The organism is Bacillus sp. 5mfcol3.1 (genome assembly GCF_900114335.1).
Lineage (GTDB): Bacteria > Bacillota > Bacilli > Bacillales > Bacillaceae_G > Bacillus_A > Bacillus_A thuringiensis_S.
Genome location: NZ_FOST01000001.1, coordinates 1,218,777 through 1,245,402, shown reverse-complemented (window position 1 = coordinate 1,245,402; position 26,626 = coordinate 1,218,777). Strand labels below are relative to the sequence as shown.

Genomic DNA, 26,626 nt, shown 5'->3' with positions numbered 1-26,626 from the left:
GGAGCAACAGGCCCAACGGGAGCAACAGGCCCAACGGGAGCAACTGAAGGTTGTCTTTGTGATTGCTGTGTTTTACCTATGCAGAATGTTTTACAACAACTTATTGGGGAAACTGTGCTTCTTGGTACTATTGCAGATGCACCAAACGCTCCACCACTTTTCTTTTTATTTACTATTACTTCCGTAAATGATTTTTTAGTTACAGTTACAGATGGTATCACATCCTTTGTAGTCAATATTTCTGATGTAACAGGGGTAGGTTTTTTACCGCCAGGACCATCTATAACATTACTTCCACCTGTAGATTTAGGGTGCGAATGTGATTGTCGTGAACGACCAATTAGGGAATTACTAGATACTCTTATTGGTTCTACAGTGAATCTTTTAGCAAGTACTGGTTCTACTGCAGCAGATTTTAACGTGGAACAAACAGGTCTTGGTATAGTTCTAGGTACTTTACCTATAAATCCAACTACAATCGTTAGGTTTGCTATTTCAACCTGCAAAATTACAGCTGTGAACATTCTATAAAATTTAGAGATGTATAATAATAAATAGCACCAAATGCCCATCAACCTAACATTTTGAAGTATCCCCAAAACAAAAAATTGTACATTTTCACCTGAGGATGCCAATTTTCTTGTTTTGGGGTACTTGCTTTTCTTAGCTTGATAGGTATGTGGCGATACCTCTATTAATAAAAAGCAAATGAAATAGCCGAACAATTAATACCCGACTACATTCTTTTAACCTTTCCACCCATAACGACTTTACGTTTACTCATATCGTCCTCACATGCATAACGAGTCATATCGATACTATGATTATCTTTATCTTGTAATCTATTTTTAGGATTACCGTCTTTATCAACTTCATAATCAATATTCTCGAATTCACCTGCAGTTTTCGGACAACGTTTAGGGTCGATTATGATTTCCACTAAATCATCTAGCCATTTTTCCCCATATTCAACGGAACCAGGACCTTTAACTGCACCTTTTATTTTCTTAATACCATGATCATTTTTCATTTCATCAATTGATTTTGGTTCCGATGAATCCGCAATTATCTCGACGTCATCCCAACCAAGTTGTTTAATCTTTTCAGCTAATGAGCGATTACTGATTTTAACGCCATGTATTTCACCGAATATATAAAGCTTTCTGCGCGTTTTATCATAATGCATACGACCAAAAGACAGTGCGTCATTCCCATAACCCCAGTCAATCCCTTGACGTATATTATCAAATGATTTGATTTCTTCATCTGTAATACGTCTGAATGTAAGGTTACTAAATGGAACAACACCGCTGCCTGTCGGTTTCCCTTCATATTCATGTTCATATTGCTGTGGTTTAAGCCTTTTCGTTTCTTCTGCTTCTTCCACAAATTGTTTAGAGATATGAGGGTTATCATGATATGTACTATGATGTACAAATGTATTCTTTGGCTTGAATTGCGTTTCAAACTTCTTATTAACCCAGGACTGTTTTCTCTTCGGTGGGTTATACGAGTAATACATTTTATATCGTAGTCCATTCGGCAATTCTTTACGCAAAATAGACTTTTCTATAGTAGAAACATCTTCTTCTAATTTAAATTCGGCCAACTCTTCAAACCATGCAATAGCAACTGGATACTTAGCTATTTTAATAGATTTTATTTTCGCAGGATCATCGGCACCACGGAATATAATTTTATTCCCACGTGGTTTATATATGATTTCCATTGGACTTTCTTTAAAACGAAATAAATGTTCTACACCTAATAGCTCTATCGCTTCTTTTATTTGCTCGTAGCAAGATTCTCTTATTGTATCCTTTACTTTACGTATGCAAAGAACCGTAATAGGAAACTGAATAAGATCCATAACAATACAAATGGATATATCAGTAGATTTACCTGAACCACGTCCGCCTTTACAAACGATTTTTAATATCGATTCACATTTACGAGCTAACCAAACTTGATGAAATGCCGGTGGAAGTATTTCACCGATTTGCTTTTTAGACATTTAAATCACCACTGATATTGTCTACTATGACAACTGGCTCAATATTATTATCATCATTATTAGTAGTGGATTTAATCTTATCAATTTGAACCTGGATAAATTCAAGTTTAGCGCGTCGCTCATCATCTATATTTGCTAATCTGTCAAAATCTCTAATAAGAGCAGACAAAGTAGAAAGGGCCTTAGATTGAGCATTTAAGAAACTCGCTTGTTTATCCCAAGCAAATTGAATTTCCCACTCTTCTTCAAATCCGCTTTCACTAAGTTTTTTCTTTCTTAGTTCCTTTGTCATGTTCTCTTTATTATTAACGAACATAATACGTTGAGCATGAATGATTTGAGCGTGCTGCAGCATTATACTTTCCCACAAAATCGATAATGGATCGTTGTTAATCGCTTCCTCTAGCTCTTCTTTTAAATCATATAATTCTTGCGGTAAATACTTTCTATATAAACCATGAGTAGCAGCATTACCATTACGCAGTGGAGCAGCGCCACCGGAATTACCGACAGCATTTTTATTACCCTTTTTGGCTCCACCACGATTGTTTATAGCATTCTTATTACCTTTGGGTGCTCCTGGTTTCTTTTTGGAGTACTCCGTATCTTTCTTTGGAGTACTCCGTTCATTTTTATGGAGTACTCCATTTAATTTGTCTATCCATCCATCTTTGGATTTCCACCCTCCAACCGTTTTTTCACTTACAGTTTTTTCGGATGTAGACAACAATTCGGCAATTTTACGATTCGTAATATCACCTTTATGTTCTTTAAATATCTCATATGCTTTGTTACGGTCTGGACTTCGTTGTCTGGCCATAATTACATAACACCTGCCCCCTTATCCAATTGTTTGCACTTCCTTCTCTAAACACTCAATGCATATATGAGCATTATCCGTATTTGCTTCACGGAGATATGTTTTATCAAAATGAGTAATAGTTAATGGCATTTTTAATGTCCACATGCAGGGTTCATTACAAACAGAGCATGTAGGAACGTTTATAGTTTCTTCTTCCATTTACACCACCTCACGCTAATCGCTTCACAAAATAAAAAAGCAGCGAATTCCGCTACTTTTTTTACATATCAAACCCAAAATTATTAATTAGTAAGGGAACGCTCTTTTCCAGGTACCATCCCTATTTCTCTAGCAAATTCCAAACATTCATCAGAGCGATTTGGAAATAAATATAATATCACCTCAATCATAGCTCCAGTATAAAAAGCTTTTATACTGATAACATCATCAGGTTCTACTGTACATCTAATTGGTTTAAGTTCAAGTGGCTTATCCATAAGTTCTATATAATTTGTTGCCTCTAATGCTTTGTAACTATGAGCTTCCTGAGATAATGCCCCATAAAATAAGTATAAAAGGTGATCTTTTTGCATTACACGATCAGCCAATTGTTTTAATGACCACGGTCCTTTGAATAAAGAATACCAGTTAGGATCGTGTGGCTTTTTAAACTTTCTTTTGGTTTTTTCCCATTCCTGTAGAATGTATTTGAATTTAGGATTTTTTAATATTTCTGTATTAATCTCAATCGCTCTTTCATATTCCAAATCAGACATATCAACTTGTTGTTGTTTAGACCAACTTCTCATATCTTTATTTGAATCTATTAAAAATCCTACATAATAACTATATGCTCTATCTTTTACTGATTCTTCTTTTTGTAAGATATACCTTATCGCTAGATACGTTTCTAAAATGGAACGCTTCATTACCGTTAGCGGTCCTTCTAGGTCATGGTCTGCTAATACATAGCCGGCATCAGCTTGTTCAATTAATTTCCTAAAAAGAGAGGCAACTATTTTATGTTCTAATTCTAAATCAGTTCTTTTATCTAACTCTTTAAGAAATTTTTCTCCAAACTGTATACTCTTACTCAATATATGTAGGGGTGATTCCATAGGGCCATTACCTCGCTTTATTTTTTATTGGATACAAAGTACTGGTTAAATTGTACCCAATTTGCACCCGAACGTACAAATTTCATTTATAAACTAAAATCTTCTAATGATTTATCAATCTCATCTTGTTGGATTCCTATATAACGTAATGTAATAGATGGAGCGGAATGATTAAAGATTGTTTGTAGCATTACTACATCTTTCGTTTTTTGGTAATAATGGTATCCGAATGTTTTTCTAAGAGTATGCGTCCCAATTTCATCAATTCCTACTTTTTCAGCAGCAGCGTTCATAATTCGATAAGCTTGGATTCTTGTGATCGGTTTTCCTGTCTTTTTAGAAGCAAATAAGCAATCTGTTTCATTCATCCTACTTACATACTCATTTATTTTTTCTCTTAACGCTGTATTGATAATGAAACGTTTCTCTTTTCCGGTCTTCTGTTCTTTAATTACAATGTGAGTTCGTTCTTTCACATCATTTACATGTAACTTTAATAAGTCACTAATTCTTAGACCTGTATTGATTCCCATTTCAAATAAAAACAAATCACGATAAGATTGGCGACGTAAAACCTCTTTCACTTCTTCTAATTTTTTCTTATCTCGAATTGGTTGCACAAACTTCATTCCTTACCCCTCCATACGTTATGTTACATTAGATGTATCTTTATTATACAATATGTTACATAAAATATGGTAGTTATTTTTAAAAATAGAAAGAAACGTTGATATAACGGCATTTCTCTTCTAAAATCTAATGTAACAAAATATATGATGTGTTACATTAGATGGTTTTTGAAACTTCTTTACAATATTTGGTTTGTGTTGAGTTTGTTTTGTAAAATGCAACACGTTTGGGCTGACCTTTCCTTAACGACAAACAAGACGCCAACCAGAACACGGCAGCGCCTGCTATAATTGCTATACACATGTTTGTTCTATCTACATAGTAAAATAAAACACCCATAATGGACACATCATAAGATTAGTAACCCTATTTTCTGTCCGTTGATTATTATGTTTATAGAACCGGATTGTGCACATCTATATTCAGTAAGCGCATACCCTATTACATGAATACTACTTTAGGAGTGATTATATTATGAATCCTTTCCCGATGAGGATTGTTGTAGCTCCAACTTCGACTTGGCAACATTTAATTCACCACCCTTCATATGGTCAATATGGTATGCAACCTGGGCATATCCCCTTTACTCCTACAATTGCGCCTTCTCCTGCAATATACCAATATCACTATATTTTTCCATCGTTGTATTTCCAAGAGTTTCACGGTACATTTAACATCTAATCTAAATAGAAAAATATCCGTTATCTGTACCTGATGACAATTCATGTTATACCTAAAACAGTATTTAAATACGTTTAATGTGTAATTTCTATATAATAAAGAAAAAAGCACCCGTTATGGACGCTCTGATATCAATTATCTATTTGTATTTCAATTACGGTAAATGAAGTTTTCTCCTTCTTCCAATCACCTAATATTGCTGCATCAATTTGTTTGCACTTTATTAAGTAACTGGAAGAAGAGCAAAAGCTCTCCTTAATAACGGTATCATTCAACCACTACCATCTGCTGGTTTCGGATTTTATGTGCCGTCATTACGAACCGTTTAGAATTTTAAAAACAACATAGTGAGTTGTGTTTTCCGCCACTTCCCACAATACAAATATAACACGTTAATTCCAAAATAACCGACACATTTCCTGCCAAAAAGCGGTCATAACTCTGCCACTAATATTGAATTCCCCATCACTACTGGAAATGAGTTGCGATGAAGAACTTCTTTATAATTCATTGTTTCTTATGTTACAACTGCCTGTACACCTTTTGTTTAATGTTAATAAGATATACAGAAAGTACTTTTAATAGGAGATGATTTTATGTCCAGTTATAAATCAAAATGTCATGATAGAAAGAATACGATTACTACAGGACCTTTTCTAGTTCCATTGAATGCTGCGGTTGGACAACCAAATAATAGGCTTGTAATTATCCTTAAGAATCCAACAAGACAATCGCTAGAAGCTGATGTGGTAATCGAATTTTGCCCTCCTGTTCAAATCTCAGTTGAAGGTACACCACTTCCTTTTATAATTACTGAGAATGAAAGACCTTTCCTCGAAGGGCTTGGTCTAACAATTATACCTCCAATGAGTTGTACTCGGTTAGAATTTGATATTAGTTCTTTGGTAAACGGAATCCTTCATGTCAAATCTACAGGTGATTATTTAGTAGGAGAACGTCCATTACGTGGAAAACTTGAAATTGAAGTTGTTGGTGGATCAGGCCTTTCTAATCCTACGAATCCTGGTCTTTCCGTTGCAGATCGTTCTATGGTATTCCATTTTGCTGATTTCATAGTTTAAAAAATAGTAATAATTTAATCGATGAGTATCAGTTACACTGTCTAAGACACAAGTACAGTCCCCTACTAAATTTCATATCAATTACATTTCTCACATCGTTATTCTAAGTTTTGTAGCATCTATACTTTTCACTTTAAATATAAGATTAATGTTGGGTCATCGTCATGAGAATATAATTCACTTGGTAAATCTAAATTCTCCTAACGATGTCCCAATTATTAATTCACCTCATAAAATTTGCTCAACTGACTTACCCATATCTTATATTGTGTGTAACTGATCCTATCACTGAATCCCTTGCTATCATTAATTTTATTTAACTTTCTCTTTTGAGTTACACAGTACAAAAATTATGAGTAACTGTATAGGGAGGGATACCACCAGCATTTTTCAAAATAACCTACGCTATGCGGAAAAATAAAATAAGCTGCCCTTGTGGACCGCTTATTTACATAATTTTCGTTCTCGGGAGTTCTACACTTTATGTTCGGGATGGAAATCTAATAAGTTAGTTCAGATTACGAAGGTAATGTGTAGTGTTTTAATATAGAGTTGGAGGAGAACAATGGAAGGAAACAATATCGTTTATAGCAACCGAATAATGATTCCATCTCCCGCCGAAAAACCTATAGCCATAAACTCTTTCGTGCCCAACAGTCGTCAAAAAAAACCAGAAATTGTCTCCGTTTCTAAGCGACAGATACGTGAACCGAAATAAACAATTTTGAAGACCCCAAGGACTCTGGGCATAGAGTGGCATTTGTCGTATATATACCATGCTTCGAAGTTCACTCCTTATTGAAATTAGACTTATAACTAATTTTATGCTTAGGGTCAAAGTTTAGATTGGATGTATGCCTAGTAACCTACTTAAATTCAACTTTGAATGTATATAGTATACATGTTAGGTTTACATAACGCCCTATTATCGATAGCAGGTTTTTTCATAGAATCCTTGTGTGTACAGGGATTCTTCTTTTTTGTTCTATGAATCTATGCATTTTTATATACATTCCTATCCTAACGCGGTTTTAGGGTTCTTTTTTGTTACTAGAACTGTATAAAACCTTACATGCTCGTAGTGTTTTTTTCAAAAATGCTGGCTATACCCCATTAAAAGAGATAGAGCGATAAGGTATTAGATAAAATGAGGATAGCTATAAATTGATTTCATTTTTGAATAAAAAACCTAAAGACCAGTTAAATTACTGGTCTTTAGGTTTTTTACATTCACAGTTTTCATCTTTTTTATGACAGCACTGGTCAAATGAATCATCTCGACATACTCCTGGGATTGGTTCACATGGATTAAATTTTGAATTATTTATCACTTTGTATGGTCTCATCATATCGTGATCTTCATGTTCAATAATATGACAATGAAATGGGTAGATTCCGGTAAACGGACCAAAACGAGCAATTATTCTCGTTATTTGACTAGGATTTGCACGTACGGTATCCTTCCAACCTCTTTCATTTGGGTCTGGAGGAATTGGGTCACCACTTATTATATAAGTTCCATCTGGATTAATAGTTATTGGGATGCGGTCTAAAATCTGGAATTGCACAAGATGAAGATGAATCGGATGGGTATCTGTAGTGAAGTTGACTAATTCCCAAACTTCAATTGTACCATTATAGGGCGTATTTTCTATAGGGATATCCTCCCAGTGTTTATGATTAATAAGGAAAAGTGGACGACCAAATTCATCTGTTTGTTCTGTTAAAGTGTTGGTACGTGTTGTAATGGCTTGGTCTGGGCTTAGTCTTTCTAAACAAGATAAGTTCTCGGGAATGGTTGAGTCATCAGGTTTAGTAACGTGTTGTTTTACTCTGAATTGCATAATCTGCGACAAATTTTCATCAGGAGCAACTCCATCCGGGAATGGTATAGGCGCATCATTTGTTAAAATGATATCTTGCCCCTTATGCAAAGAGAAATCAATAATGACATCGGCTCTCTCAGCTGGAGCTAAAGTGAGTGCTTCTACTATAACAGGATGCTCTAAAAGGCCTCCATCAGTACCAATTTGAATAAATTTTTGTCCAGAGCTTAATTTCATACGATAAAAACGAGCATTAGATCCATTCAAGAATCGGAAACGGTATTTACGTGGTTCTACTTCAAGGAAAGGCCAAACTTTTCCATTGACTAGAATAGTAGTACCTTCTGTAAACGATGGGATAACAGAGGGATCAGGTAAGTTAGGATTAATTGGTGGTGGTGGCTGAGGAGCAGGTGGTGGTAAGTTTCCTGGTTGTTCAGGATAAAATAGTTCACCGTTTGCATAAAACGACCTATCTTGAATAACTAATGGAATTTCAAATTTACCACTCGGTAAATTCAGCTTTTTTTCTTCTATATCTCGAATCAAATAAAAGCCAGCCAGCCCAGCATACACATTTAATCTTGTTATCCCGAGTGCATGGTCATGATACCATAGTGTCGTCGGACGTTGGCAGTTTGGATAATAATATGTTTCATATAGAAATGTAGGTCCCACATTTTTAAAATCTTTTGTAAACCATGCTTCTGGAAAACCATCACTATCTGGTTGTACCCTTCCACCATGTAAATGGACAACTGTTCGAACTTCTGGCTGATTAAATTCAGCCCCACCAACTGTTGTGTCTATTGGAAATAAATGTTTGAATGGTAATTTATTTTCCCATTTCACAAGAATGGGATGATTCCTACGAACATCAAATGTAGGACCTGGATACATACCGTTATACCCCCAAACTGTAGTCGGCGGCAAATCTCGATGTAATTTCTGCTTGATTTGCTTCATCTTTACCTCATAGAAAGGTACGCCCTCACATTTGCCTGTTGGTTTAATAATGTGAGGGATAGGTAATGCATCTACAAATTTTTTTAAAAACAATTCATTTTCACTCCTTTAAACTAAATTTTTTTACTTAACCACCAGTAATATTCTAATCACAAAATAATCCTAACATTTGCAAATAAAATAGTAGTTGAAAAAACTTGGTGTATGGACTGTCATTGGTGAGTATACTTCCATTTTTCGTTATCGTACCCCTTATCCATAGTTGTGAAGGCCATACAGGTTTAGTGTTTGTCTTAGAATAGCTTTAAAAGAAAGGTTTCGTCTATCGGGAAGCTATATATATTAATTTCTTTTTATTTATCTTATTTTGCGAGAAAATAAATGGTATGGTCCATGTCCTAGTTCTACATAAATAGGCATTTTTCCATCTACCAGAGGTAACCTTTTTTAGGGGTATTTTCTTTTATTAGCTTGATGGCGATGTGGAGATACCCCTAGATTTAAAAAGAAATAAGCAATGATTATATTTTAAACCTAGTCATTGCTTTATCCATTGCATCTTGGTTTACACCTATATAACGTAACGTGACCTTCTCTGACGAGTGATTGAATATCTCCATGAGTAATGCTATGTTTTTTGTTTGCATGTACATATGATACCCGTACGTCTTTCTTAATGTATGTGTTCCTATTTCATCTAATCCGAACTCTGCCGCCGCTCCACTTAGTATCTTATATGCCATGCTACGACCAATTGGACGATTCTTACCTTGTCTGCTTTGCAATAAATACTCATTGTCTTCTCTTTCTTCAATAAACCATTTAAGTTCTCTTTTCAGTGCTGCAGTAATTTGTATTCGTTTCTGCTTCCCTGTTTTCTTTTCCCTCATAGATATATGAATGCCTTTGACATCTCCTACCTTCAATTTTAAAATGTCAGAGATTCTCAGGCCTGTATTGATTCCCATAATGAATAAAATATAATTTCGTACACTCTTCTCCTTAAAATACTCTTTTAGCTGCTGTATTTCTTCTGGATCACGTATTGGCTGAACGAAATTCATTACTCATTACCTCTCGTTTCTTCTGTCTCGTAAACTTCTAATCCAAGTGCAAAAGCAAGTTTATAAAACGCTTTGGACTTCCAACGTCGATAAGTACGCTCTGACATTCCGATTTCGTTATAAACAATGTAATCACATACGTCCTCTTCTTCTAAATAACGTTTATAAATAATATCTCTTTGAATGCTTCCTGCACGTCCGTTCCCTAACCGATTTAGAAACTGATCAATACGTACTGACATTATTTCAAGCCACTCTTCTCGTTTACTTTGTTGAATATTTGCTATAGCAACATCTTCTAACGGCTTACCAACTGTATGTGTAGGACCGTGCTCACGTATTTCATAAGAAGGAGTGACTTTCATTTCTTTACGCATCATCCCAAATTGTCTATGTATACGTACGCTTTCCAACACACCTTCTAATTCCTCCTGTGTCGCTGTTCTATCAATTTTTGGTAAGAAAGATAATTGTTTAGTCATGTAAGACCACTCCTTTTTTATTTTTTAATTATTTTTGTCTTAATGCTCCACGTCTACGCTCATAACAAGGTCTATACATCCCCATTAACTCTTCAATTTCACGAGCACTAAATTTCTCTTTTCGCTTTTTCTTGCCTTTCTTCTTTGCTTGTTTTGATTGCTTTTTCCACTCACGTAGCTGATCCTTTAACACCTTCATTTCCCCATCTCCCTTTTCAAAATAAAAAGGACACCTATTCCTAAAACAGCTTTAATGGCTGCTTTAATGAATTGGTGTCCTCTAGTTTTCTAGCCGGACGATATTCATTTCAAAGGATTATTTTATTGAAATTACTTCATTCAATACTCCATATTTTGCATTAGCTGTATTAATCCATAAATCAACACGTTCTCCATTCTCGCCAATTCTTCTTTTAGCTTTTTCGATGGCAAACCGTTTTTTTAAAGCTGTTTGTGATTCCGAAACCAGTAGTTAGTTCAGATACTACATGCATACACAAATATTCATCGAAATGAGTAATTAAATGCACCCCATTGTATTTTCCTAAGTATTCACCTTCTACTTTGTGCATTGATCGTGCAAATCCTAAATTAACTGGTATCCAAAACGGGAATGCATTTCCTACCTTTAGATCGTTAATCATTTCCCTCTACCCCCTTGAATAAATCCATAAACCTTGTCCATACTATAAATGCACTTGAGTTCTGAACTTCCTTCTTAATGCTTTTCTGGAGAGCAGTTAGTTTTTGCTAGCTGCTCTTTTGCTTCGTTCCTCCTGTTTCTTAAAGAAATCTTTACTCCTTCTTGAATAAAATCAATAATTCGGCATATAATATCTATACATCTAGATCATTACCTTTGTATCGAGCAGTTAGACTGGGCTAACTGCTCTTTTATTTGTGACAAAATGAAATTTTTATATACATAAATACCTGACTAAATACCTAAAATAATTAAAAATTTAGGTGGTATTCAATGAAAACAGTACTCACGACCCTTAAATATTTATTAATTACACTCGGAATTACTTGCTTAGTTATTCTAGGTTACATATGGTATTTTCCACATTGATTCAAATAGCGTTTTTTTCAAATTAACAGCCATACAATTGGACGCATTTACCAGTATTTTTACCAATAAATTCATGATATGGTTAATTAGTCGAGTACGTCATAACTTGACATTTACCCTTTGAAACCTCGTGAATAAACGGGGTTTCTTTTATTCAAATCGAAATTCCCTTAAAGTTTTTTCACCTTTTAATCAGACAAGCACATATTATTGTATGGAGCTCTCCAGTCCATAAGTTCAAACCTTTTAGTCTAGGAGCACACTTATATGTGTGCTCTTTTTTATTTACTTTCAAATAAGGATTTTCTTAAGTTTTTTATACCAATATTTACTCCTTTATTTTTTTTATTACTGCCCATTTCCTCTTATTCTGCATTCCTATAAATAGACAACAGCATAGGATAAAAAGTAAATGATAAAATTATGAGAGGAGCTTGGATATGCAACATATTCCACGTTATTATTATCCATCTCAAAGCCCAATGGATAGCATCTGGAATAACGATAATTGGATTTATGCTTGGCATCCTTCTTATTACAGTTACAACAATAATGCTTGGAACCACAACCGGAATCCTTATTGTGAAAATGTTAGATTAACAGATTATGGAGCTAGACCATTTGTATTGAATATTAACCAAGCCACTAAACAAAACAATACTTACCGCACCGCTATCTGGACAGGGGAAAATTTACAAGTAACTTTAATGAGCATTAATGTTGGAGATGATATAGGTTTAGAAGTACACCCTACAACTGATCAATTCATACGTATTGAAGAGGGTCAAGGGCTTGTTCAAATGGGTGATAACAAAGATAAATTAGATTTTCAAGAAATGGCTTATGATGACTATGCAATTATGATACCTGCTGGAAAATGGCATAATGTAATTAATATGGGGAATAAACCACTTAAAATTTACTCTATATATGCACCTCCAGAACATCCCTATGGTACAGTTCATGAAACAAAAGCGATTGCCATGTCTACTGAAGCAAATCGTTATTACTAATGAGAAAATATCTTAGTCTTAAACAAAATTATTGCTTAAATACTTCAAAATCATAAAAAATTTAAAATAACTCTTAGTCATAGAGCCACTTAAAAACCACTCTTTAATTTTTGAATAAAGATTTTATCTATATCTATTCACTAATCTCATACTCTGACATACAATAATAGTGCCTTTCTATATAATGTGAGTTCGTCACTGTCGTTATAATGAGGTATAAGGAGCGCTCACGATTAGCGCTCTTTTTATTTAAATAAAGATTTTGTTTACTTTTGCTAGCTACCCTTCCCTTGTATAAATGCACCTTTTTTACATACCATATTAAAATCCAAATAATCCTCTTTTAGGACGGTACTAATATGAACAAGACATTAAAATACATTTTAATCTTCTTTTGTGCATTGTTTTATATTGTAATTATGGGCTGTATTGTCTATCTAAACTTTGTTTAAGAGCATTTTATTCCTCCAAGTAAGAAATCTAAGATCAAAATTAGTAGCGCACTACAATTCGCTCTTTAGCTTTAAAATAAGGATTTTATTTAATTCCCATTCACCTTTTTGATTTCTTCGAATACATTAATATCACAAGAAATTCTACATGGTGCTCTGGTCAAGTTACCTTGAATTTCTTGCACACCTTAAGGGAAGAATCCATTCATAAAAAAATGGGTTCTTTTATTTTTTCCTCATACAATAACTATTTTATTAAATTTCGATAGGCTCATTTAATTTAACTGGACCTGTATGGCATATAACTTCTTCGCATTCTCCTAACGAGTTTATAACTGGATTTATCACGTATTTAATTTCAGATCCACAGCTAATACATTCCGTTTCGCCTACATTACTTTCATACTCATGTGTATCTTGATCAACATAACTACAGTACGGGTACCCCAACCCATCTTCATTTCTTACATCACATTCCGGCTTTTCATTAATCGTAATTTCTTCAACTGCTATATATTCACCGTACACGCTGCAAGGCTTGTACAATTTACCGTCTATTTTTAAGACATTCTCGAAAAAATCGTTATCTGTAGGCTTTATTTCTTTTATAACTTCCATACTGCTATACTCTTTATCCCAATCTCCAATTCGGTTTTTCTCGTATTTAACTATTTTTGTATACATTCTAATTCCCCATTTCCACTCTAATTTTTTCTTGTAATCTCACGAATGTTTCATTGCAAAACCTAACTGCTGCATTAGGATATTTAAACCTCAGGAAACCATCGTCACATTGGATCTTTGTTTCCTCATAAAACAGAGTGAATGCTGTATCTTCAGAGTAAATGTGAATTTCTTCTTTCAACTTTTCGATAAGTTTCCATTGCTCGCGCGCCTCTTCTTTCGTGAAATATTCCGACCTACGTTGACTTATCAATTCTTCTTTGATGTATTTAAATGTTTCCTTAACATCAATTACGTTTTCTCTTGCTATCTTGCAAAGAATCTGATCAGGACGTCTACTACTCAAGAAATCTTTCATACTCTCGCCATTCCATGTTTCGAACCAATATGAGAAGTTGCCGAAATCCGTAATCGCTGTGAATATTCCCGTATCATCGAATAAGAAAACTCCCCAACCTTCACCGTTAACTGATGGTATTTTATACTTTGAAATTGCCATTTTAACTATCCCCTTTTCGATTAAAATAACGCTTTTGTTTAATTTAATACGTGTTCTTTTCGATGCAGTAATCTATTACACTTAATTTTTATGTTATAATTATCTACAGCACATATTTTAATAGGCACAACAAATCTCATACATATAGGAGGACCTTAATGATCCTAACTCAAGAAAAGAACATAAAATTAATTATGCATTTTCTTACCTTATTATCTTTTTTTATTCTTATTTTCTTTAGCGTCACAATTTTTTATATACCAATGATTTTTTATTTCATATGCAAATCACAAGACATTCGAAAAAATATACTTGAAGCTGTTTTTTACCAACTATTCATTTGGATAATTACAATGATTTGGAATCTTTTCGTAATAAGACTCTTAATGCTATCTTTGTCTAACTTAGACTTAGCTTCAAATAACGCTTTGATTATTTTCGGAATAGCTCCTTTATATCTAATACTATTTCTTTTGTTAATTTTCGGACCTATAAAAGGAATTTTATATGTGCTAAAAGAAAAGGACTTTCATTATCCTATTATTTCTAAATGGATTAGCAAATAAAAATACGTGTAGAAGAATTCAGAGTTTTACTGAATTCTTTTTTTATGGATTTTTCAAAGTCTTTTATATATTCCTCCGTTCCTTCTTTTTAACAAAATTCAAATTTGATTAAAGTAACTTTGTTTTTCGTTCTTCCATACGAATTACTTTTCCACTTTGATATACAAATGATTGTTCACCAAATCCTCCTTGGGGTGGTTCTATTAGTTGCACCTGACCATTTTTAACAACGTATATTCCGTTTATTTTCAAATCTATTTCAGCTGTCATTTCTACAAGATTTTCTTTAATAATTCCCATTAAGACCACTCCCGTATGTTATGATTATTTTGTCGAAGCAAGTCGGGAGTAATCTCGACTTTTTTATTTTGTTATAGATATTCCACAACATTATCAGGAATAAATGATTGTTCTAAAGATAAATAAAGTCGTATTGAAACCGGTTCTTTATTATCTCTCGCAGACTTGCAAAGCTCTTCCGCTTCTTCCCAATCGAACTGCTTATCTTCTACTCGCTTAAATCTCCAAATTCCGATTGTATATTCCTCAAATAATTCATACTGATCATTTGGCGCTGTTGTTGGTTTTAATTCATCAGTAGCTCTTACTTGCTTTGGTACTTGAACAACTACATCCGTAAAACGAACTTTAGAATTTAATCGATGAATGTGTGCTTTCTCAGTATCGAATGCTACTACAGGCTCAACATCAAATATTGTTAACTGCTTTGGCATTACAATCCTCCTAAGCCTCTTTTTTATATTTAGCTAATACTTGTTCTAAACGTTTACGTTCACCCTCTAAATCCATTTCATCGTGCTTTACAGGCTGGGATTGCACTTCTGTATCTTGTGTATGTAACCAATCAGGGACGATTTCTTTTCTAGTATTACTTCTCCCACTACGAGACTGGTATTTCTTACGGAATTGAGTTTGTGCAGCTTCAACATCAGTAATACTCTTATACCCCTTAGCATGCCAATCTCTTAAAATACCTTGTACATAAGACATATTAGGTGCATTCTTTTCTAAAGCTATTTTCATTGCTTTGATAACAAGCTGTGCATTCAAATCTTCAATCCACGCATTAATCCCTTCAGCCACAAATGGTTTAAGAACTCCAAAGTTTTGCTCATAAAATGCTATTGGATTTTCTTCTGCAACTTTTTTATCTCTTGAGCAGCTTGCTGCTTCTTCTTTTGTTTTTGTTTCTTCTTTTTCTTTTGTTTCTGTTTTTGTTTCTGTTTCTTCCTTCATAGGGGTATCGAAGCCCCTTACAAGCCACTCAAAACGAGCTTGAAAGTACTCCTTGATACGTGGAATTTTAAAATCTTGCTGCTGTTCTAAATATAAACATGTCTCATAAAAATCAATTAAAAAATCTTCACACTTAATATTTTGGATTTCTTTTAACACACACTTTTCAATATTCACATTTGTAATAGCATTAAATTTAAGCCAATTAATCAACATAATTTCTTTCGTCTTTTTGTTGTAATGAATTTTCCCGTAATCAGCAAAACGCTCTAGCAGCTTCTCAACCGTTTCACGGTTATACCCTGTATCCATTTCTATCACTCGTAATGGCAGCTCATAGATACCACTCTGAGAAGTTTTGCTATTAGTCATTAAGTATAAGTAGAAGTATTTCTCCTCCGGTGTAAGATCTAAAACGAACGCATCTTGCCAATATGAAACTTGAACAGGTCTATAAACTGCCATATTATTCATCCTCCATTGTTTTACTTGATTTGCTTTGATATACTTAATCCAATTCTATTTTTAGAAAGACTCTCTATAAGAGTCTAAAATCTATCACTCTGCCAAGTGATAGATTTTTTATTTTCTTCGACTAACTACTGATGCATTGATCCCCTGCCCTTGAAGGCTTTTAACAACTACACGATAACTCTTTGATACATCGTGAACCTCTCTTTCATTACGAAGGCTCTTGAATTCTTTTGCACATCTATTTAATTCCTCCTCCCAATGATTTGCTTCATCTAATGAACCAGCATTGAACATGTTATGAATACATGTCACCATGCAATTATGTAATTCATTTGCAAAGGTAAAATCCCCTGGTAGAACTAAATCAAACAGACGATTACATTCTGATTTCATGACTTATTCCTCATTTCTAGTAATTCGATACTGTACGCATCGTTATGAACAGAAAATAATGTATATTAAGCGTTTAGAATTAACAAATCTTTCTGGTCATAACGACAAGCACAACAGCTTGTCGCACTAAATTGTTATATGCTATAATTTATCTATTGTCATGATTGGCTATCGCGGGCTATGCGGTAGTCTTTTCTTTTTTATTTTTGTTTTTCAAAACGAACGCTGCTTCTATAATTCGAATTCTTATCTCCATTAATTTCTTCTCTTGTTTTAAATCCCTAGCTTTCATATAGTCCCCACAAACTGCTGCAATTCGAATATCACCATATAAATTTGCTTCCTTACGAATTAGCGTTTTATATTGATTTAAAGTTGGACTCGCATAATCAATTGTCATAACTTAAACCTCCCCAATAAAATAATTAAATTAACCTTTTATATACTTCCTAGCTCGTAATGATACTTTCCAGTACTTAAAGACTTCTTTCATTGAAATACCATATTGATCACATAGGACCGCTACGAGGCTCATCATTGAACCTGTAGCATCCAAGATTTCATGCATTACCTTTTTCAAGTCCTCTTTCTCACTTTCGGACCAAGCTTGTGAAGGTTTAAACCAACATACTGTATCGAGTTGTTCCAAAGCTTCATTTGTCTCTTGATAAACCATATATCTCATACTTGTAGGATGAAGATCTATTTGCTCTCCATTAAAGAACGGGATACTTACATATCCTGCTGCTTCACTCCACATTTTAAAAAATAACTGCGGATCATCAATTCCTTCCGTAATACATTTTCGTAAATCTTCTGGTAATCGTCGCTGTTCAGTTTCATATTTTGCTAGTGACTCACGACTCACGGGGATTTCTACGGAGAGTTGTTCTTGGGTGATTCCCTTTCGTTTTCGTGCCATAGCAACTTCTTTTCCTATGGACATCGTTTACTTCCCCCATTCGTACCTAAAGCATTATTTATTTGTGACAACTTACTATGGTAATTTACTATTAGACGGATTCTTTAAATGGATTGTAATAATCTGTATTGTTTTCTACCCAGTCAGTATGATTTTCCATCCACTTAAAAAGAAGATGTGTAGGAATAAGAACTCCTGCTTCGCGACATACTGGAAAATCAGAACGATTTAATAACTCAGATGCTTTGGTGCGTTTAATATGTAATAATGTCATTAATTCTGTAATAGTTAAAAATGGTGGTAGTTCTTTCATTGGCTGAAGATGTTCTGTTGCTCTTTGTACTTCTTCTCGGATTATTTGACGAAATGAATCAATGTCGAAATTAATCATAATTTTCCTCCTTAGTAAACTTCGCAAAACAACACAATTCGTGTTGTTGATAATCAAAAAAAATAGATTGAACTGTAACACCATAAAAATTAGCCAATTTTACTTTAATACTATCTCTTGGAATTCTTTTTGCATTTTCATACATCTGTAAGGTACTTACACTAATCCCTATTTCCTCTGCAACTTCTTCTCTAGTTTTTCCATTTCGTAAATTAAGAAGGTTTTCTGCTACTTTTTTCCTTTCCATATTTGTCCCCTCCAAAAAACACAATTCGTGCGATTTAACTTTAATATAAACAACACACAATGTGTTGTCAACACTTTTTGTGTTGTTTATATATGAAAACTTAATTAGATAACACACAATGTGTTATTATATGGGCAGGTGATAATATGAAAACATTTGGTAATATACTTCGTGACCTAAGAAAAGAAAAAAAAATAACCCAAAAAGAGTTAGCTCTAACATTAAAACTTAGTGAGAGTACTATTGGCATGTACGAAAGAAATGAACGCCAACCGGATTATGATACACTGAATAGAATTGCTAACTATTTTAAAGTAACAACTGATTTCCTCCTCGGAAGAACAATTAGTCATGAGAAACACGCAACAGAGGATACATTTGAAGATCCTGAACTAAATCTCTGGTTTAAAGACATTAAAGATGCTTCTCCTGAAAAACGTGAAGAATTAAAGCGTTTTTGGGAGTTCATAATGCAAACAGAAAAGAATCGTAATTAATAAATTTTAAAATAGCACAAAATATTTATATTTAGGATTAATGAAAAAAGAATAATTTATATTAATAAAACTGGAAAAATAATACCTTTTTTTAGTATGAATGATAGGATAGACAAACACTTTGTAAGGAAATAGAGATATACTTTGCATTTAAAGTTAAATAATCCTCGATAAAAAAACTCGTCAGTAATCATTTGACGAGTTTTTATCGAGGATTATTTAACTTATTTCTACCGTTCTCCGTTTTCCCAATCCGCTTTCTCATATTCATTCATTTCATCTTTTAAACCTAAATATGTTGCGATTGACAGTACCACAAGAATAATACTTAAAAATACCTGTAAAGCATGGATAAACTCCCCCAATAATGTTAACTTTTCAATATCAAATGAAATATTGAATGCTGACACAGAAGCGCTATATAAAATACCATGTATAAAATATAGTGGACTATGGCTTTCTACAATTAGTATCTTACTGATCCATTCAGGTTTTAATTGATACAACATCCCAAAAATTAATACTAGTTCTAAATAGCTATGTACTGCCAATGATATTCTATTTCCCCTCTTTAAGTTAGTAGAACGTCTTCCTATTGATAAATCACTATTCATTTTTGTTTTAACCACATCATTATAAAAAGCCAACCCAATCTCAATTGCTCTTGAAATTAAACGTATCAATACTAATATAAATAACCAGTCTAATATAGCAATAGACTCCGCCAAATACGTTATTGTTGTTACTATAAAAAATAATATAATTGCCATAATTACATTAACCCAATTAGAATAAATAACAAAATAAGTCTTCTTCTTTTTTTCTTGGTGCATTTCACATCCATATTTCCCAGATTCTCTTTTATTAAAACAATCTATTTCTCTATTGTTGTAGTTATGAAGATGCTTACTCCTACCTGAATAACTTTTTGGCTTGCGCATTGGGCATTCTTTATTAAAATGGTGATTTTCCTCTATAGAAAATTTAAATACATTTGCAAAAAATAAATCATGCGACAAAATCAATAAGTATATTAGTTTTATAATAGAAATATCATTTTCTATCCTATAATTTACTAAATAATCACCCCAAATTTTAATATCTAAATTGGTTTTTTCACCTTTATTTGTCTCCGTAATCTTTTTGAATATTTTAAAGTGAAAGTAATACGACCATATAACAGATACAATATATCCTGTTATTATATAAATAACTTTCTTAATAAAATCTTCTGGCGGAATATTTTTAAACCCAAATAAACAAATCGATATAATAGCAATAGAAATTAATAAAATGGTAACAAGACAAATTTTTTTCACCGTATATAGCTTTTTAGTCAAATTACTCCATTGATTATCCTCAAGTTTCTTTTTTAAAATCCTTATTATTTTTTTATCAATTGGCCTTATTTCTTTTCTTTCTAAATTAGAAAGTTTCACCCATTTTAATTGTTTGTATTTATTCTTTTTTAGTGAACCGGACTCTATTTTAGCCTCATAAATTGTTAAGTAAATAATATTATTTCCATCTTTATAATTAGTTTCACCAATTTTCTCTCCAATTTCGACACTACACCCTATATCTTCACTTATATTTTTTTTTAACTCTACAATATTATGCGGTAAATTGCCTTCACTAACCTCGAAGCATGGAAATTTCCAATGATTAGGCAAAGGTACTATTGGTGGATATGATGCACATAATATTTCGTTATGATTATTAAAAATAATTGCAGCGACTGATTTTATTTTCTCCAAATTTTATCCCTCTCTTAAACACCCTTTTCAAAATTCCCATCAACAAATTGTAGTTTTTTCATCTCCCACTATCATTGTTAACATTCCTATATCTCCTTAAATAGTTATTATTTATATAAACTATCCTCAACCTTTTCGTTTTAAATTTAATATAAATTTGTGAATATCTTATTTGGATTATCCGGCGCAAGCTCAGCATGGTAACAAAAATACCCTCTTATTTCCCCAAAAATAACTGGTAAATTTTCTTCGATTGGAATAGATTTATAATGTTCAAAAAATATTTTCATATGTGAAGGATAATTTCCGTATCCTCCCTTTCCAAACCAAGTTGTTGATTGATTTTTTTCATCCATCCAATATAGTAACTTACTATTATCACGCATTACAAAAGCCATATGAACAAATCCCATCAACATATCTCTAGGCCTAAATCCCTTACTTGGTGGAAATATAGTATATTTTTGAAAAATTTCATCACCCCAATTAATTTCTTGTTCAAACATGAGTAATGCGAGTGTAGTCAACGCTTTATATTCTTCAACACTTGTTGAATAAAAATTAGGATCCTTTCCCCTCCAAATTTCAATACAATTATCTAAATTAGAATGTTGAATTAATTCATTAAATATATTTCCATGAGTTATATTATATCTATCACTCTCGGTTTTCACTTTGAAGTCAAATAGTCCTAATTTAGGTCTATTATTCAACACATCTTTCTTAGATGGATTCGCCATCAAACCTTTATAATGTCTCATATATTTAAAACCATATTCTAAATGTCCTACTTTTCTCCAAGTAAATTCATCATTTCTATTTCCTTGAAGATACACATTTAATAAACCTTGGGCAAGCTCATAATAAATTTCCATTAATTTTTTCCTTTCTCTTGAGATTTCATCCATAGTGTGCCTTTCTATGACAATTCGGGCATAAACCTAGAGTATTCTCTACCGAATCCTCCCCCCCTTTCGCAAGAGGAATAACATGATGGACCTCTAAGTACGGCGTACCATCCTTAGCTCTTTTAAATGGCGCTTCTTGCTTGCATTCCTCACAATATCCGTTCGCTCTCTCTAGTACTTCAGCAATAACATCTGGATTTCTTTTGTATTGAGTAGTAACCACTTCAACTACTTCAGGTTTCCTAACCGCTTGTTTTAAGCGTTCTTTACGAGCAGAGCTATTTATAATTTGAGATTTCGTTACTTTTATATCTAAGTCATTCTCATATTCTTGATTAGTTAAAGTATGTAAAGTTTGATAATGGTCAATTTTTTCTAATTCGAACCACTTTGATCCATCTGCTTCTTCAACATTCTGTACGTATTTAAATACACCATGTAATACACACCTAGTATCTTCTTTAATAAATACATAGATTGGTATATCCGTGTCTTTCGTACTATAAATAGCGAAATTATCTTGATACTCTAACTTAAATTTATTTGCTCTATTTTTAAAATAATATTTCAGGACTCTATTTTCTTCTAACCATTCATTAGCATATTTCCCATTCTCTAAAGTCACTTTAATAAAAATTGCGCTTAAATTGGAGGGCTCTCCTATTAAGTAAATACCTTTTCTATTATCATAATCTCTAGCAAAATTAGAGATATCCCACGATGTATATGTCTGTCCTATAACAAAATCATTTAAGACTGTAACATCATCAAAATAACGTTGAAACTTCTCTTCGAACTCAGAATATATATCCTCGTAAGTTTTCAGTCCTTTATTCTTTAGCGAGTTATACACTAAATCATTTCCACTCTTAGGGGCATCCGAAAATCTATTCATATAAATTTTCAAATCACCTACCTTCTTGAAAGAGTTAATTCTAACCTTAGTATTTGTAACTTTATACTTAATCTCCTTAATTATCTCAGGATGATTAAGTGCTGGTACGTCAACTTCAGATAAAATAAAGTCAATTGCCTTTTTAATCACATTCTCACTCCTACGGTAAAAAACGAAAAGTCATGAATAATTTACCATATATATCTTACCTTATTTTCTAAAACATAAACAGATACTATCGTATATATTCGTCAATATTTCCCTACTAAACCTAAGATACTACTGTCGTAGTGTAGATCTAGTAGAAATAAGATTCCTTAATTTATCTATCTATTGTCTCTTCTTGGCTACTCTTCCAAGTTTTTTATTTTTGTTGTATCATAAGAACATATGTTCTTAATATACGAATGGAGTGAAAATATGTTTCAATCGCAACCCTACTACACAACACAACTTGAAGACTATATCCAGCACTTGTACCAATCCATATCTATTATTGTTCCTGAACAAATAGATATGATAGAGATTGCGAAAAAACTCAACATTTGGCTGTACTTTGCTCCGTTTGGAAGTCATGCAATGGAAAAAAATCAAATAGCTAACTTAGTTATTGATAATCGTATCTCTCAGCAAGAACAATGGGAGGATTTTGGCCATGAGACCTGTCACATTCTATTTCATTCTGGTAATCAATTATTAATGCATCAAATGTTTCTAGATTACCAAGAAGCAAAGGCTAAAAACTTCGCACAACAATTTTGTGTACCTACTTTTATGTTACGAAAGCTTCCTCCCCTACAGTTAAAAGCATATATAATCTCAGAAAAATTCAATGTAACAACACAATTTGCTGAAAAAAGGCTTTTACACTATGAAAATCAATTATTGGCTAGTAAATTACAAAAACAAATATCACAATACTGTGATTTAACAAAATATTAATAAAGGAGGCATTTAATTATGAAAGGTAGTTTCCATAAGCGCGGAAATACATGGTCTTTTAAAATAGATGTTGGGATAGATCCAGCGACAGGAAAACGCAAACAAAAAGCTAAGGGTGGATTTAGAACAAAAAAAGAGGCCCAAAATGCCGCTGCAACGATGATTACAGAGATAGAGAAAGGAATATATTTTGATGACAAACAATTAACTGTTTTAGATGTATGGGAAAAGTTAAAGCCTCTTCGTAAAGCTGAATTAAAAATTACATCTTATGAAAAAGACATGAGCTTAGTTAAGCTCTATATCCTTCCCCCATTTAGTTATAAAAAAATTAAAAGTATTAAGTCCGTAATGATTCAAAGCTACTATGCTGAACTTAAGGAAAAAGGACTATCAAATGGTACAATCAGCAATATCCACCGCTGCCTAAGATGTATTTTCAAACACGCTGTAGAATGGGAAATCATACATGAAAATATAATGAATAAGGTTAAAAAACCACGTGAAGAGCAAGGCGAGATGAAAACATGGTCTAGCGAGGAATGTAATCGATTCCTCCAGTACCTAAAAGAAAAAAATATTAAGTATTATATGTTCTTCTTACTTGCAATCTATACAGGTATGAGACGCGGAGAATTACTTGCACTAACGTGGAAAGATATTGACTTTGATAATAAACGTATCCTGGTTAATAAATCGCTTGTAAAAACAGAAAAAGGACTATTTAAAGCTGCTACCAAAACTAAGTCGTCAAATAGAAGTATTAGTATCTCTTCTTTTGTTATAGGGAAGTTACAATCCTACTACTCCTATAAAAAGAAAGAATTTTTCCGCTGGGGTATACACTTGAATGAAGAGGCCTATATTTTCACTGGCAATACGATACATTCGCCCTTACATATAGATGCTCCCCATCGCTTTTTGAATGATCACTATAAAAAAGCTGGTGTTCCCCGAATTCGTATACACGACTTACGACATACTCACGCTACACTCATGCTTCAGGCTGGAGAACACCCTAAAATCGTACAAGATCGCTTAGGACACTCATCTATTCAAATGACGTTAGACAAGTATAGCCACATCACACAGAACATGCAGCAACAAGCAGCGGAAAACTTCGAGAGCATAATAAAATCTAATGAAAACACCTGATAACAAATGAAAAGATTTAATGTGAGCAAAATGTGAGCATCGAGGAAAACCAACACTTATAAACCTTGATATAATAAGGTTTTTCATACTATATCGTTGAATCTTGGGAGAAGAATGAGCAGTTTTAAGGGTGTTTATTTTTAAAACATCAAAAATGCCAAATCCCTTATATCACAAAGGATTTGGCATTTTTAAGTATTTAGAACACCTGCTAAGTTTAAGGAGAACTTAACAGACATGCGTCCGGCATAATGCCATGTCCACACCCAAGGATCGGTTACATAAAATAACGTATCTAACATCGGAAGTCTATTGGTCTTTCCCCCTTATAGTAACACTCTCTTCTACTAAGACCTTTTCTTTCTAGGGCCTACAATTAATTTAATCGCTGTTCTTTCTTCATTATTGATAGAAATCTCTTGAAACGCCGGAACAAAAGCTAAGTCAATACCACTTGGAGCGACGAACCCTCTCGCAATCGCAATTGCTTTAATCGCTTGATTTATAGCTCCAGCCCCAATCGCTTGAATTTCCACATTACCACTTGTTCTTAGTACACCCGCTATTGCACCCGCGACTGAATTTGGGCTTGATTTTGAAGATACCTTTAATATATTTTCCATGTAAGTTGCTCCCTCTATTATTTAATCTCTCTTTCGTTAAAATTTTAAATATTTTAGCGTATCTTTAATTACTATTCACACCAAAAACAAACGATGCTTCATATGTACATTTATTCTATATTTTCTGACTTCTTCCTGCCCAGCTACACAAATAAAATAAAAAAATAAACTAAATAATCTAATATACATACGATTAAATATCATAACTTCACCAAACGATAACATCCATACAGCAAAAGATAATATTGCTGTTTGTCAGACGAAATTAATATAGTAAAATGAAACTTTACTCAGTGGGGGTTTTGTTCATCCCCCAACTAACTTCTTTGCTTTCACTGAATTTTGAGGTGGGGTCTTACCGCTCGGAAAATAGCGGGATAAACGTTTCCTCGTTACTTTAATCCATTTAGAAATCCCATTCATTTTTCTATCAAATTATGAACCTTATCATCTTCGAAAAGTATTACAGGTAATACCCCAATACTATATTTCATCATTTGAGCACTTTATATTCCAAATCTATCTCCTTTTATAGTACAAGCATACACGCCAATTGTGATTCATTTTCATAAACTATTATGTGTTTTACATTTATTAAGAATAGGAGGTAATATATTGGGTTCATACTATCATTCTTCAAACTCGTATAAAAAATGCTCATGTAAATCTTCTTCCAGTTCAAATAAAAAATGTTCATGTGACCATTCACATAAACGAAGCTGTCCTGCATACGGAACTTTTTGGCAAACTGAATTTATAACTGTTCCTTTTGGCAATCCTTTTCCATTTAATCACGTTGGACCTTTAGCAGGAGGCGTTTCCTTACTAAACTCTACTACTATACAATTTAGACAAGCTGGTGATTATAGAGTTTCGTTCATTTCCAGTATTAATACTACTTTAAATCCTGTATTTCCACATATCCCAGTCATAACTATATTTTTAAATAACAATCCACTTGCTAATAGTCAAGGTGACTTCGCTATTCAAATGAATACTTCATCAAATAACGAATGTCTTCAACTCGTTGGCGAAACGATTGTTACAGTGCCAGCTAATTCAACTCTTCAACTTAGAAATAATAGTGGCTTTAATCGTCAAAGTATTGTAACTTGTGACAATGGTATAAATTCAGTCGAATTAACAGTTACAAAACTAAGTTAATATTATTTCTTCACATTCAGATGCTATTTCAGCATCTTTTTTTATTGAAT

The 26,626-nt window shown here is 33.2% G+C and carries 32 protein-coding genes and 1 pseudogene; 9 read left to right on the top strand and 24 right to left on the bottom strand.

Annotated features, from left to right (window positions below; genetic code table 11):
- Positions 1–531: pseudogene (locus tag BM089_RS06520) on the top strand (bclA protein); the annotation flags it as partial.
- A gap of 205 nt (positions 532–736) precedes the next feature.
- Here the strand turns inward: BM089_RS06520 and BM089_RS06515 are convergent.
- The 5 genes from BM089_RS06515 to BM089_RS06495 all read right to left on the bottom strand — a co-directional run bounded on the left by BM089_RS06515 (position 737) and on the right by BM089_RS06495 (position 4,563).
- Positions 737–2,014 carry a PBSX family phage terminase large subunit gene (locus BM089_RS06515; protein ID WP_090976351.1) on the bottom strand — a complete coding sequence of 426 codons (1,278 nt, stop codon included), beginning with the start codon at positions 2,012–2,014 and terminating at the stop codon, positions 737–739.
- Positions 2,007–2,834 carry a phage terminase small subunit gene (gene terS, locus BM089_RS06510; RefSeq protein WP_090976349.1) on the bottom strand — a complete coding sequence of 276 codons (828 nt, stop codon included), beginning with the start codon at positions 2,832–2,834 and terminating at the stop codon, positions 2,007–2,009. Before terS ends, BM089_RS06515 begins: the two co-directional genes overlap by 8 nt.
- Positions 2,835–2,855: 21 nt before the next feature.
- Positions 2,856–3,035 (bottom strand): hypothetical protein, encoded by a 180-nt coding sequence (locus BM089_RS06505; RefSeq protein WP_000390790.1) that lies wholly within the window; start codon positions 3,033–3,035, stop codon positions 2,856–2,858.
- 83 nt (positions 3,036–3,118) lie between these two features.
- Positions 3,119–3,934: a DUF5677 domain-containing protein gene (locus BM089_RS06500; RefSeq protein WP_090976347.1), complete on the bottom strand. Its 816-nt coding sequence runs from the start codon at positions 3,932–3,934 to the stop codon at positions 3,119–3,121.
- 86 nt (positions 3,935–4,020) lie between these two features.
- Positions 4,021–4,563, bottom strand: coding sequence for a site-specific integrase (locus BM089_RS06495; protein WP_090976345.1), 543 nt, complete (start codon positions 4,561–4,563; stop codon positions 4,021–4,023).
- A 475-nt stretch (positions 4,564–5,038) separates the two neighbouring features.
- On the opposite strand from BM089_RS06495, the gene BM089_RS06490 reads away from it, so the two are divergent.
- Positions 5,039–5,245: a hypothetical protein gene (locus BM089_RS06490; protein WP_090976343.1), complete on the top strand. Its 207-nt coding sequence runs from the start codon at positions 5,039–5,041 to the stop codon at positions 5,243–5,245.
- Between the two features lie 596 nt (positions 5,246–5,841).
- On the top strand, positions 5,842–6,327 hold the full coding sequence (locus tag BM089_RS06485; RefSeq protein WP_090976341.1) for a hypothetical protein: 486 nt from the start codon (positions 5,842–5,844) through the stop codon (positions 6,325–6,327).
- A gap of 1,205 nt (positions 6,328–7,532) precedes the next feature.
- Here BM089_RS06485 and BM089_RS06480 read toward each other — a convergent pair.
- The 5 genes from BM089_RS06480 to BM089_RS06460 all read right to left on the bottom strand — a co-directional run bounded on the left by BM089_RS06480 (position 7,533) and on the right by BM089_RS06460 (position 11,309).
- A complete protein-coding gene (locus tag BM089_RS06480; protein ID WP_090976339.1) occupies positions 7,533–9,212 on the bottom strand; it encodes a multicopper oxidase family protein in 1,680 nt (559 codons plus the stop codon).
- 428 nt (positions 9,213–9,640) lie between these two features.
- Positions 9,641–10,183: a site-specific integrase gene (locus BM089_RS06475; protein ID WP_090976337.1), complete on the bottom strand. Its 543-nt coding sequence runs from the start codon at positions 10,181–10,183 to the stop codon at positions 9,641–9,643.
- Positions 10,183–10,665, bottom strand: coding sequence for an ArpU family phage packaging/lysis transcriptional regulator (locus BM089_RS06470; protein WP_090976335.1), 483 nt, complete (start codon positions 10,663–10,665; stop codon positions 10,183–10,185). The genes BM089_RS06475 and BM089_RS06470 overlap by 1 nt, the downstream gene beginning before the upstream one ends.
- Before the next feature lie 28 nt (positions 10,666–10,693).
- Positions 10,694–10,864 (bottom strand): hypothetical protein, encoded by a 171-nt coding sequence (locus BM089_RS30985; RefSeq protein ID WP_090976334.1) that lies wholly within the window; start codon positions 10,862–10,864, stop codon positions 10,694–10,696.
- Positions 10,865–11,078: 214 nt separating this feature from the next.
- A complete protein-coding gene (locus BM089_RS06460) occupies positions 11,079–11,309 on the bottom strand; it encodes a hypothetical protein (protein WP_016091039.1) in 231 nt (76 codons plus the stop codon).
- 868 nt (positions 11,310–12,177) lie between these two features.
- On the opposite strand from BM089_RS06460, the gene BM089_RS06455 reads away from it, so the two are divergent.
- Complete coding sequence (locus tag BM089_RS06455; protein WP_090976332.1) at positions 12,178–12,750, top strand: cupin domain-containing protein; 573 nt, start codon at positions 12,178–12,180, stop codon at positions 12,748–12,750.
- 707 nt (positions 12,751–13,457) lie between these two features.
- Here the strand turns inward: BM089_RS06455 and BM089_RS06450 are convergent.
- Positions 13,458–13,886 (bottom strand): hypothetical protein, encoded by a 429-nt coding sequence (locus BM089_RS06450; RefSeq protein WP_090976330.1) that lies wholly within the window; start codon positions 13,884–13,886, stop codon positions 13,458–13,460.
- Between the two features lies 1 nt (position 13,887).
- Positions 13,888–14,385, bottom strand: a complete 498-nt coding sequence (locus tag BM089_RS06445) for a phiTE_072 family protein (protein ID WP_090976328.1) — start codon at positions 14,383–14,385, stop codon at positions 13,888–13,890.
- A gap of 158 nt (positions 14,386–14,543) precedes the next feature.
- Here BM089_RS06445 and BM089_RS06440 point away from each other — a divergent pair, with 158 nt between their 5' ends.
- Positions 14,544–14,951 carry a magnetosome magnetite crystal formation protein family gene (locus BM089_RS06440; protein ID WP_090976326.1) on the top strand — a complete coding sequence of 136 codons (408 nt, stop codon included), beginning with the start codon at positions 14,544–14,546 and terminating at the stop codon, positions 14,949–14,951.
- Between the two features lie 108 nt (positions 14,952–15,059).
- On the opposite strand, the gene BM089_RS06435 is transcribed toward BM089_RS06440, so the two are convergent.
- The 8 genes from BM089_RS06435 to BM089_RS06400 form a co-directional block, all read right to left on the bottom strand.
- Positions 15,060–15,251: a DUF3954 domain-containing protein gene (locus BM089_RS06435; protein ID WP_090976324.1), complete on the bottom strand. Its 192-nt coding sequence runs from the start codon at positions 15,249–15,251 to the stop codon at positions 15,060–15,062.
- Between the two features lie 71 nt (positions 15,252–15,322).
- On the bottom strand, positions 15,323–15,685 hold the full coding sequence (locus tag BM089_RS06430; protein WP_090976322.1) for a cell division protein SepF: 363 nt from the start codon (positions 15,683–15,685) through the stop codon (positions 15,323–15,325).
- Positions 15,686–15,695: 10 nt separating this feature from the next.
- The gene (locus BM089_RS06425; protein WP_090976320.1) at positions 15,696–16,673 is read right to left on the bottom strand and encodes a DnaD domain-containing protein; all 978 of its coding nucleotides are present in this window, start codon (positions 16,671–16,673) and stop codon (positions 15,696–15,698) included.
- Between the two features lie 117 nt (positions 16,674–16,790).
- Positions 16,791–17,075 carry a hypothetical protein gene (locus BM089_RS06420; protein WP_090976318.1) on the bottom strand — a complete coding sequence of 95 codons (285 nt, stop codon included), beginning with the start codon at positions 17,073–17,075 and terminating at the stop codon, positions 16,791–16,793.
- A gap of 178 nt (positions 17,076–17,253) precedes the next feature.
- On the bottom strand, positions 17,254–17,475 hold the full coding sequence (locus tag BM089_RS06415; RefSeq protein WP_000151153.1) for a hypothetical protein: 222 nt from the start codon (positions 17,473–17,475) through the stop codon (positions 17,254–17,256).
- Between the two features lie 30 nt (positions 17,476–17,505).
- On the bottom strand, positions 17,506–18,021 hold the full coding sequence (locus tag BM089_RS06410) for a helix-turn-helix domain-containing protein (protein ID WP_090976316.1): 516 nt from the start codon (positions 18,019–18,021) through the stop codon (positions 17,506–17,508).
- A gap of 67 nt (positions 18,022–18,088) precedes the next feature.
- Positions 18,089–18,388 (bottom strand): DNA-binding protein, encoded by a 300-nt coding sequence (locus BM089_RS06405; RefSeq protein WP_090976314.1) that lies wholly within the window; start codon positions 18,386–18,388, stop codon positions 18,089–18,091.
- Positions 18,381–18,635, bottom strand: a complete 255-nt coding sequence (locus BM089_RS06400; protein ID WP_076537210.1) for a helix-turn-helix transcriptional regulator — start codon at positions 18,633–18,635, stop codon at positions 18,381–18,383. The genes BM089_RS06405 and BM089_RS06400 overlap by 8 nt, the downstream gene beginning before the upstream one ends.
- A 146-nt stretch (positions 18,636–18,781) precedes the next feature.
- Between BM089_RS06400 and BM089_RS06395 the strand changes: the two genes are divergently transcribed.
- Positions 18,782–19,132 (top strand): helix-turn-helix domain-containing protein, encoded by a 351-nt coding sequence (locus BM089_RS06395; protein ID WP_076537208.1) that lies wholly within the window; start codon positions 18,782–18,784, stop codon positions 19,130–19,132.
- A gap of 230 nt (positions 19,133–19,362) precedes the next feature.
- On the opposite strand, the gene BM089_RS06390 is transcribed toward BM089_RS06395, so the two are convergent.
- From BM089_RS06390 to BM089_RS06380, 3 genes are all read right to left on the bottom strand, one after another.
- Positions 19,363–20,889: an NUDIX hydrolase gene (locus tag BM089_RS06390; protein WP_090976312.1), complete on the bottom strand. Its 1,527-nt coding sequence runs from the start codon at positions 20,887–20,889 to the stop codon at positions 19,363–19,365.
- Between the two features lie 146 nt (positions 20,890–21,035).
- Positions 21,036–21,797, bottom strand: a complete 762-nt coding sequence (locus BM089_RS06385; protein WP_076537204.1) for a hypothetical protein — start codon at positions 21,795–21,797, stop codon at positions 21,036–21,038.
- Positions 21,790–22,842, bottom strand: a complete 1,053-nt coding sequence (locus tag BM089_RS06380) for an HNH endonuclease (RefSeq protein WP_076537202.1) — start codon at positions 22,840–22,842, stop codon at positions 21,790–21,792. Before BM089_RS06380 ends, BM089_RS06385 begins: the two co-directional genes overlap by 8 nt.
- A gap of 270 nt (positions 22,843–23,112) precedes the next feature.
- On the opposite strand from BM089_RS06380, the gene BM089_RS06375 reads away from it, so the two are divergent.
- Together BM089_RS06375 and BM089_RS06370 are read left to right on the top strand one after the other, a co-directional pair.
- Positions 23,113–23,634, top strand: a complete 522-nt coding sequence (locus BM089_RS06375; protein ID WP_076537200.1) for an ImmA/IrrE family metallo-endopeptidase — start codon at positions 23,113–23,115, stop codon at positions 23,632–23,634.
- An 18-nt stretch (positions 23,635–23,652) separates the two neighbouring features.
- On the top strand, positions 23,653–24,789 hold the full coding sequence (locus BM089_RS06370; protein ID WP_076537198.1) for a site-specific integrase: 1,137 nt from the start codon (positions 23,653–23,655) through the stop codon (positions 24,787–24,789).
- Between the two features lie 347 nt (positions 24,790–25,136).
- Here BM089_RS06370 and BM089_RS06365 read toward each other — a convergent pair whose 3' ends face one another.
- Positions 25,137–25,412: a stage V sporulation protein S gene (locus tag BM089_RS06365; RefSeq protein ID WP_000427801.1), complete on the bottom strand. Its 276-nt coding sequence runs from the start codon at positions 25,410–25,412 to the stop codon at positions 25,137–25,139.
- Between the two features lie 615 nt (positions 25,413–26,027).
- Between BM089_RS06365 and BM089_RS06360 the strand changes: the two genes are divergently transcribed.
- Complete coding sequence (locus tag BM089_RS06360; RefSeq protein WP_053564648.1) at positions 26,028–26,576, top strand: hypothetical protein; 549 nt, start codon at positions 26,028–26,030, stop codon at positions 26,574–26,576.
- Positions 26,577–26,626 lie beyond the last annotated feature (50 nt).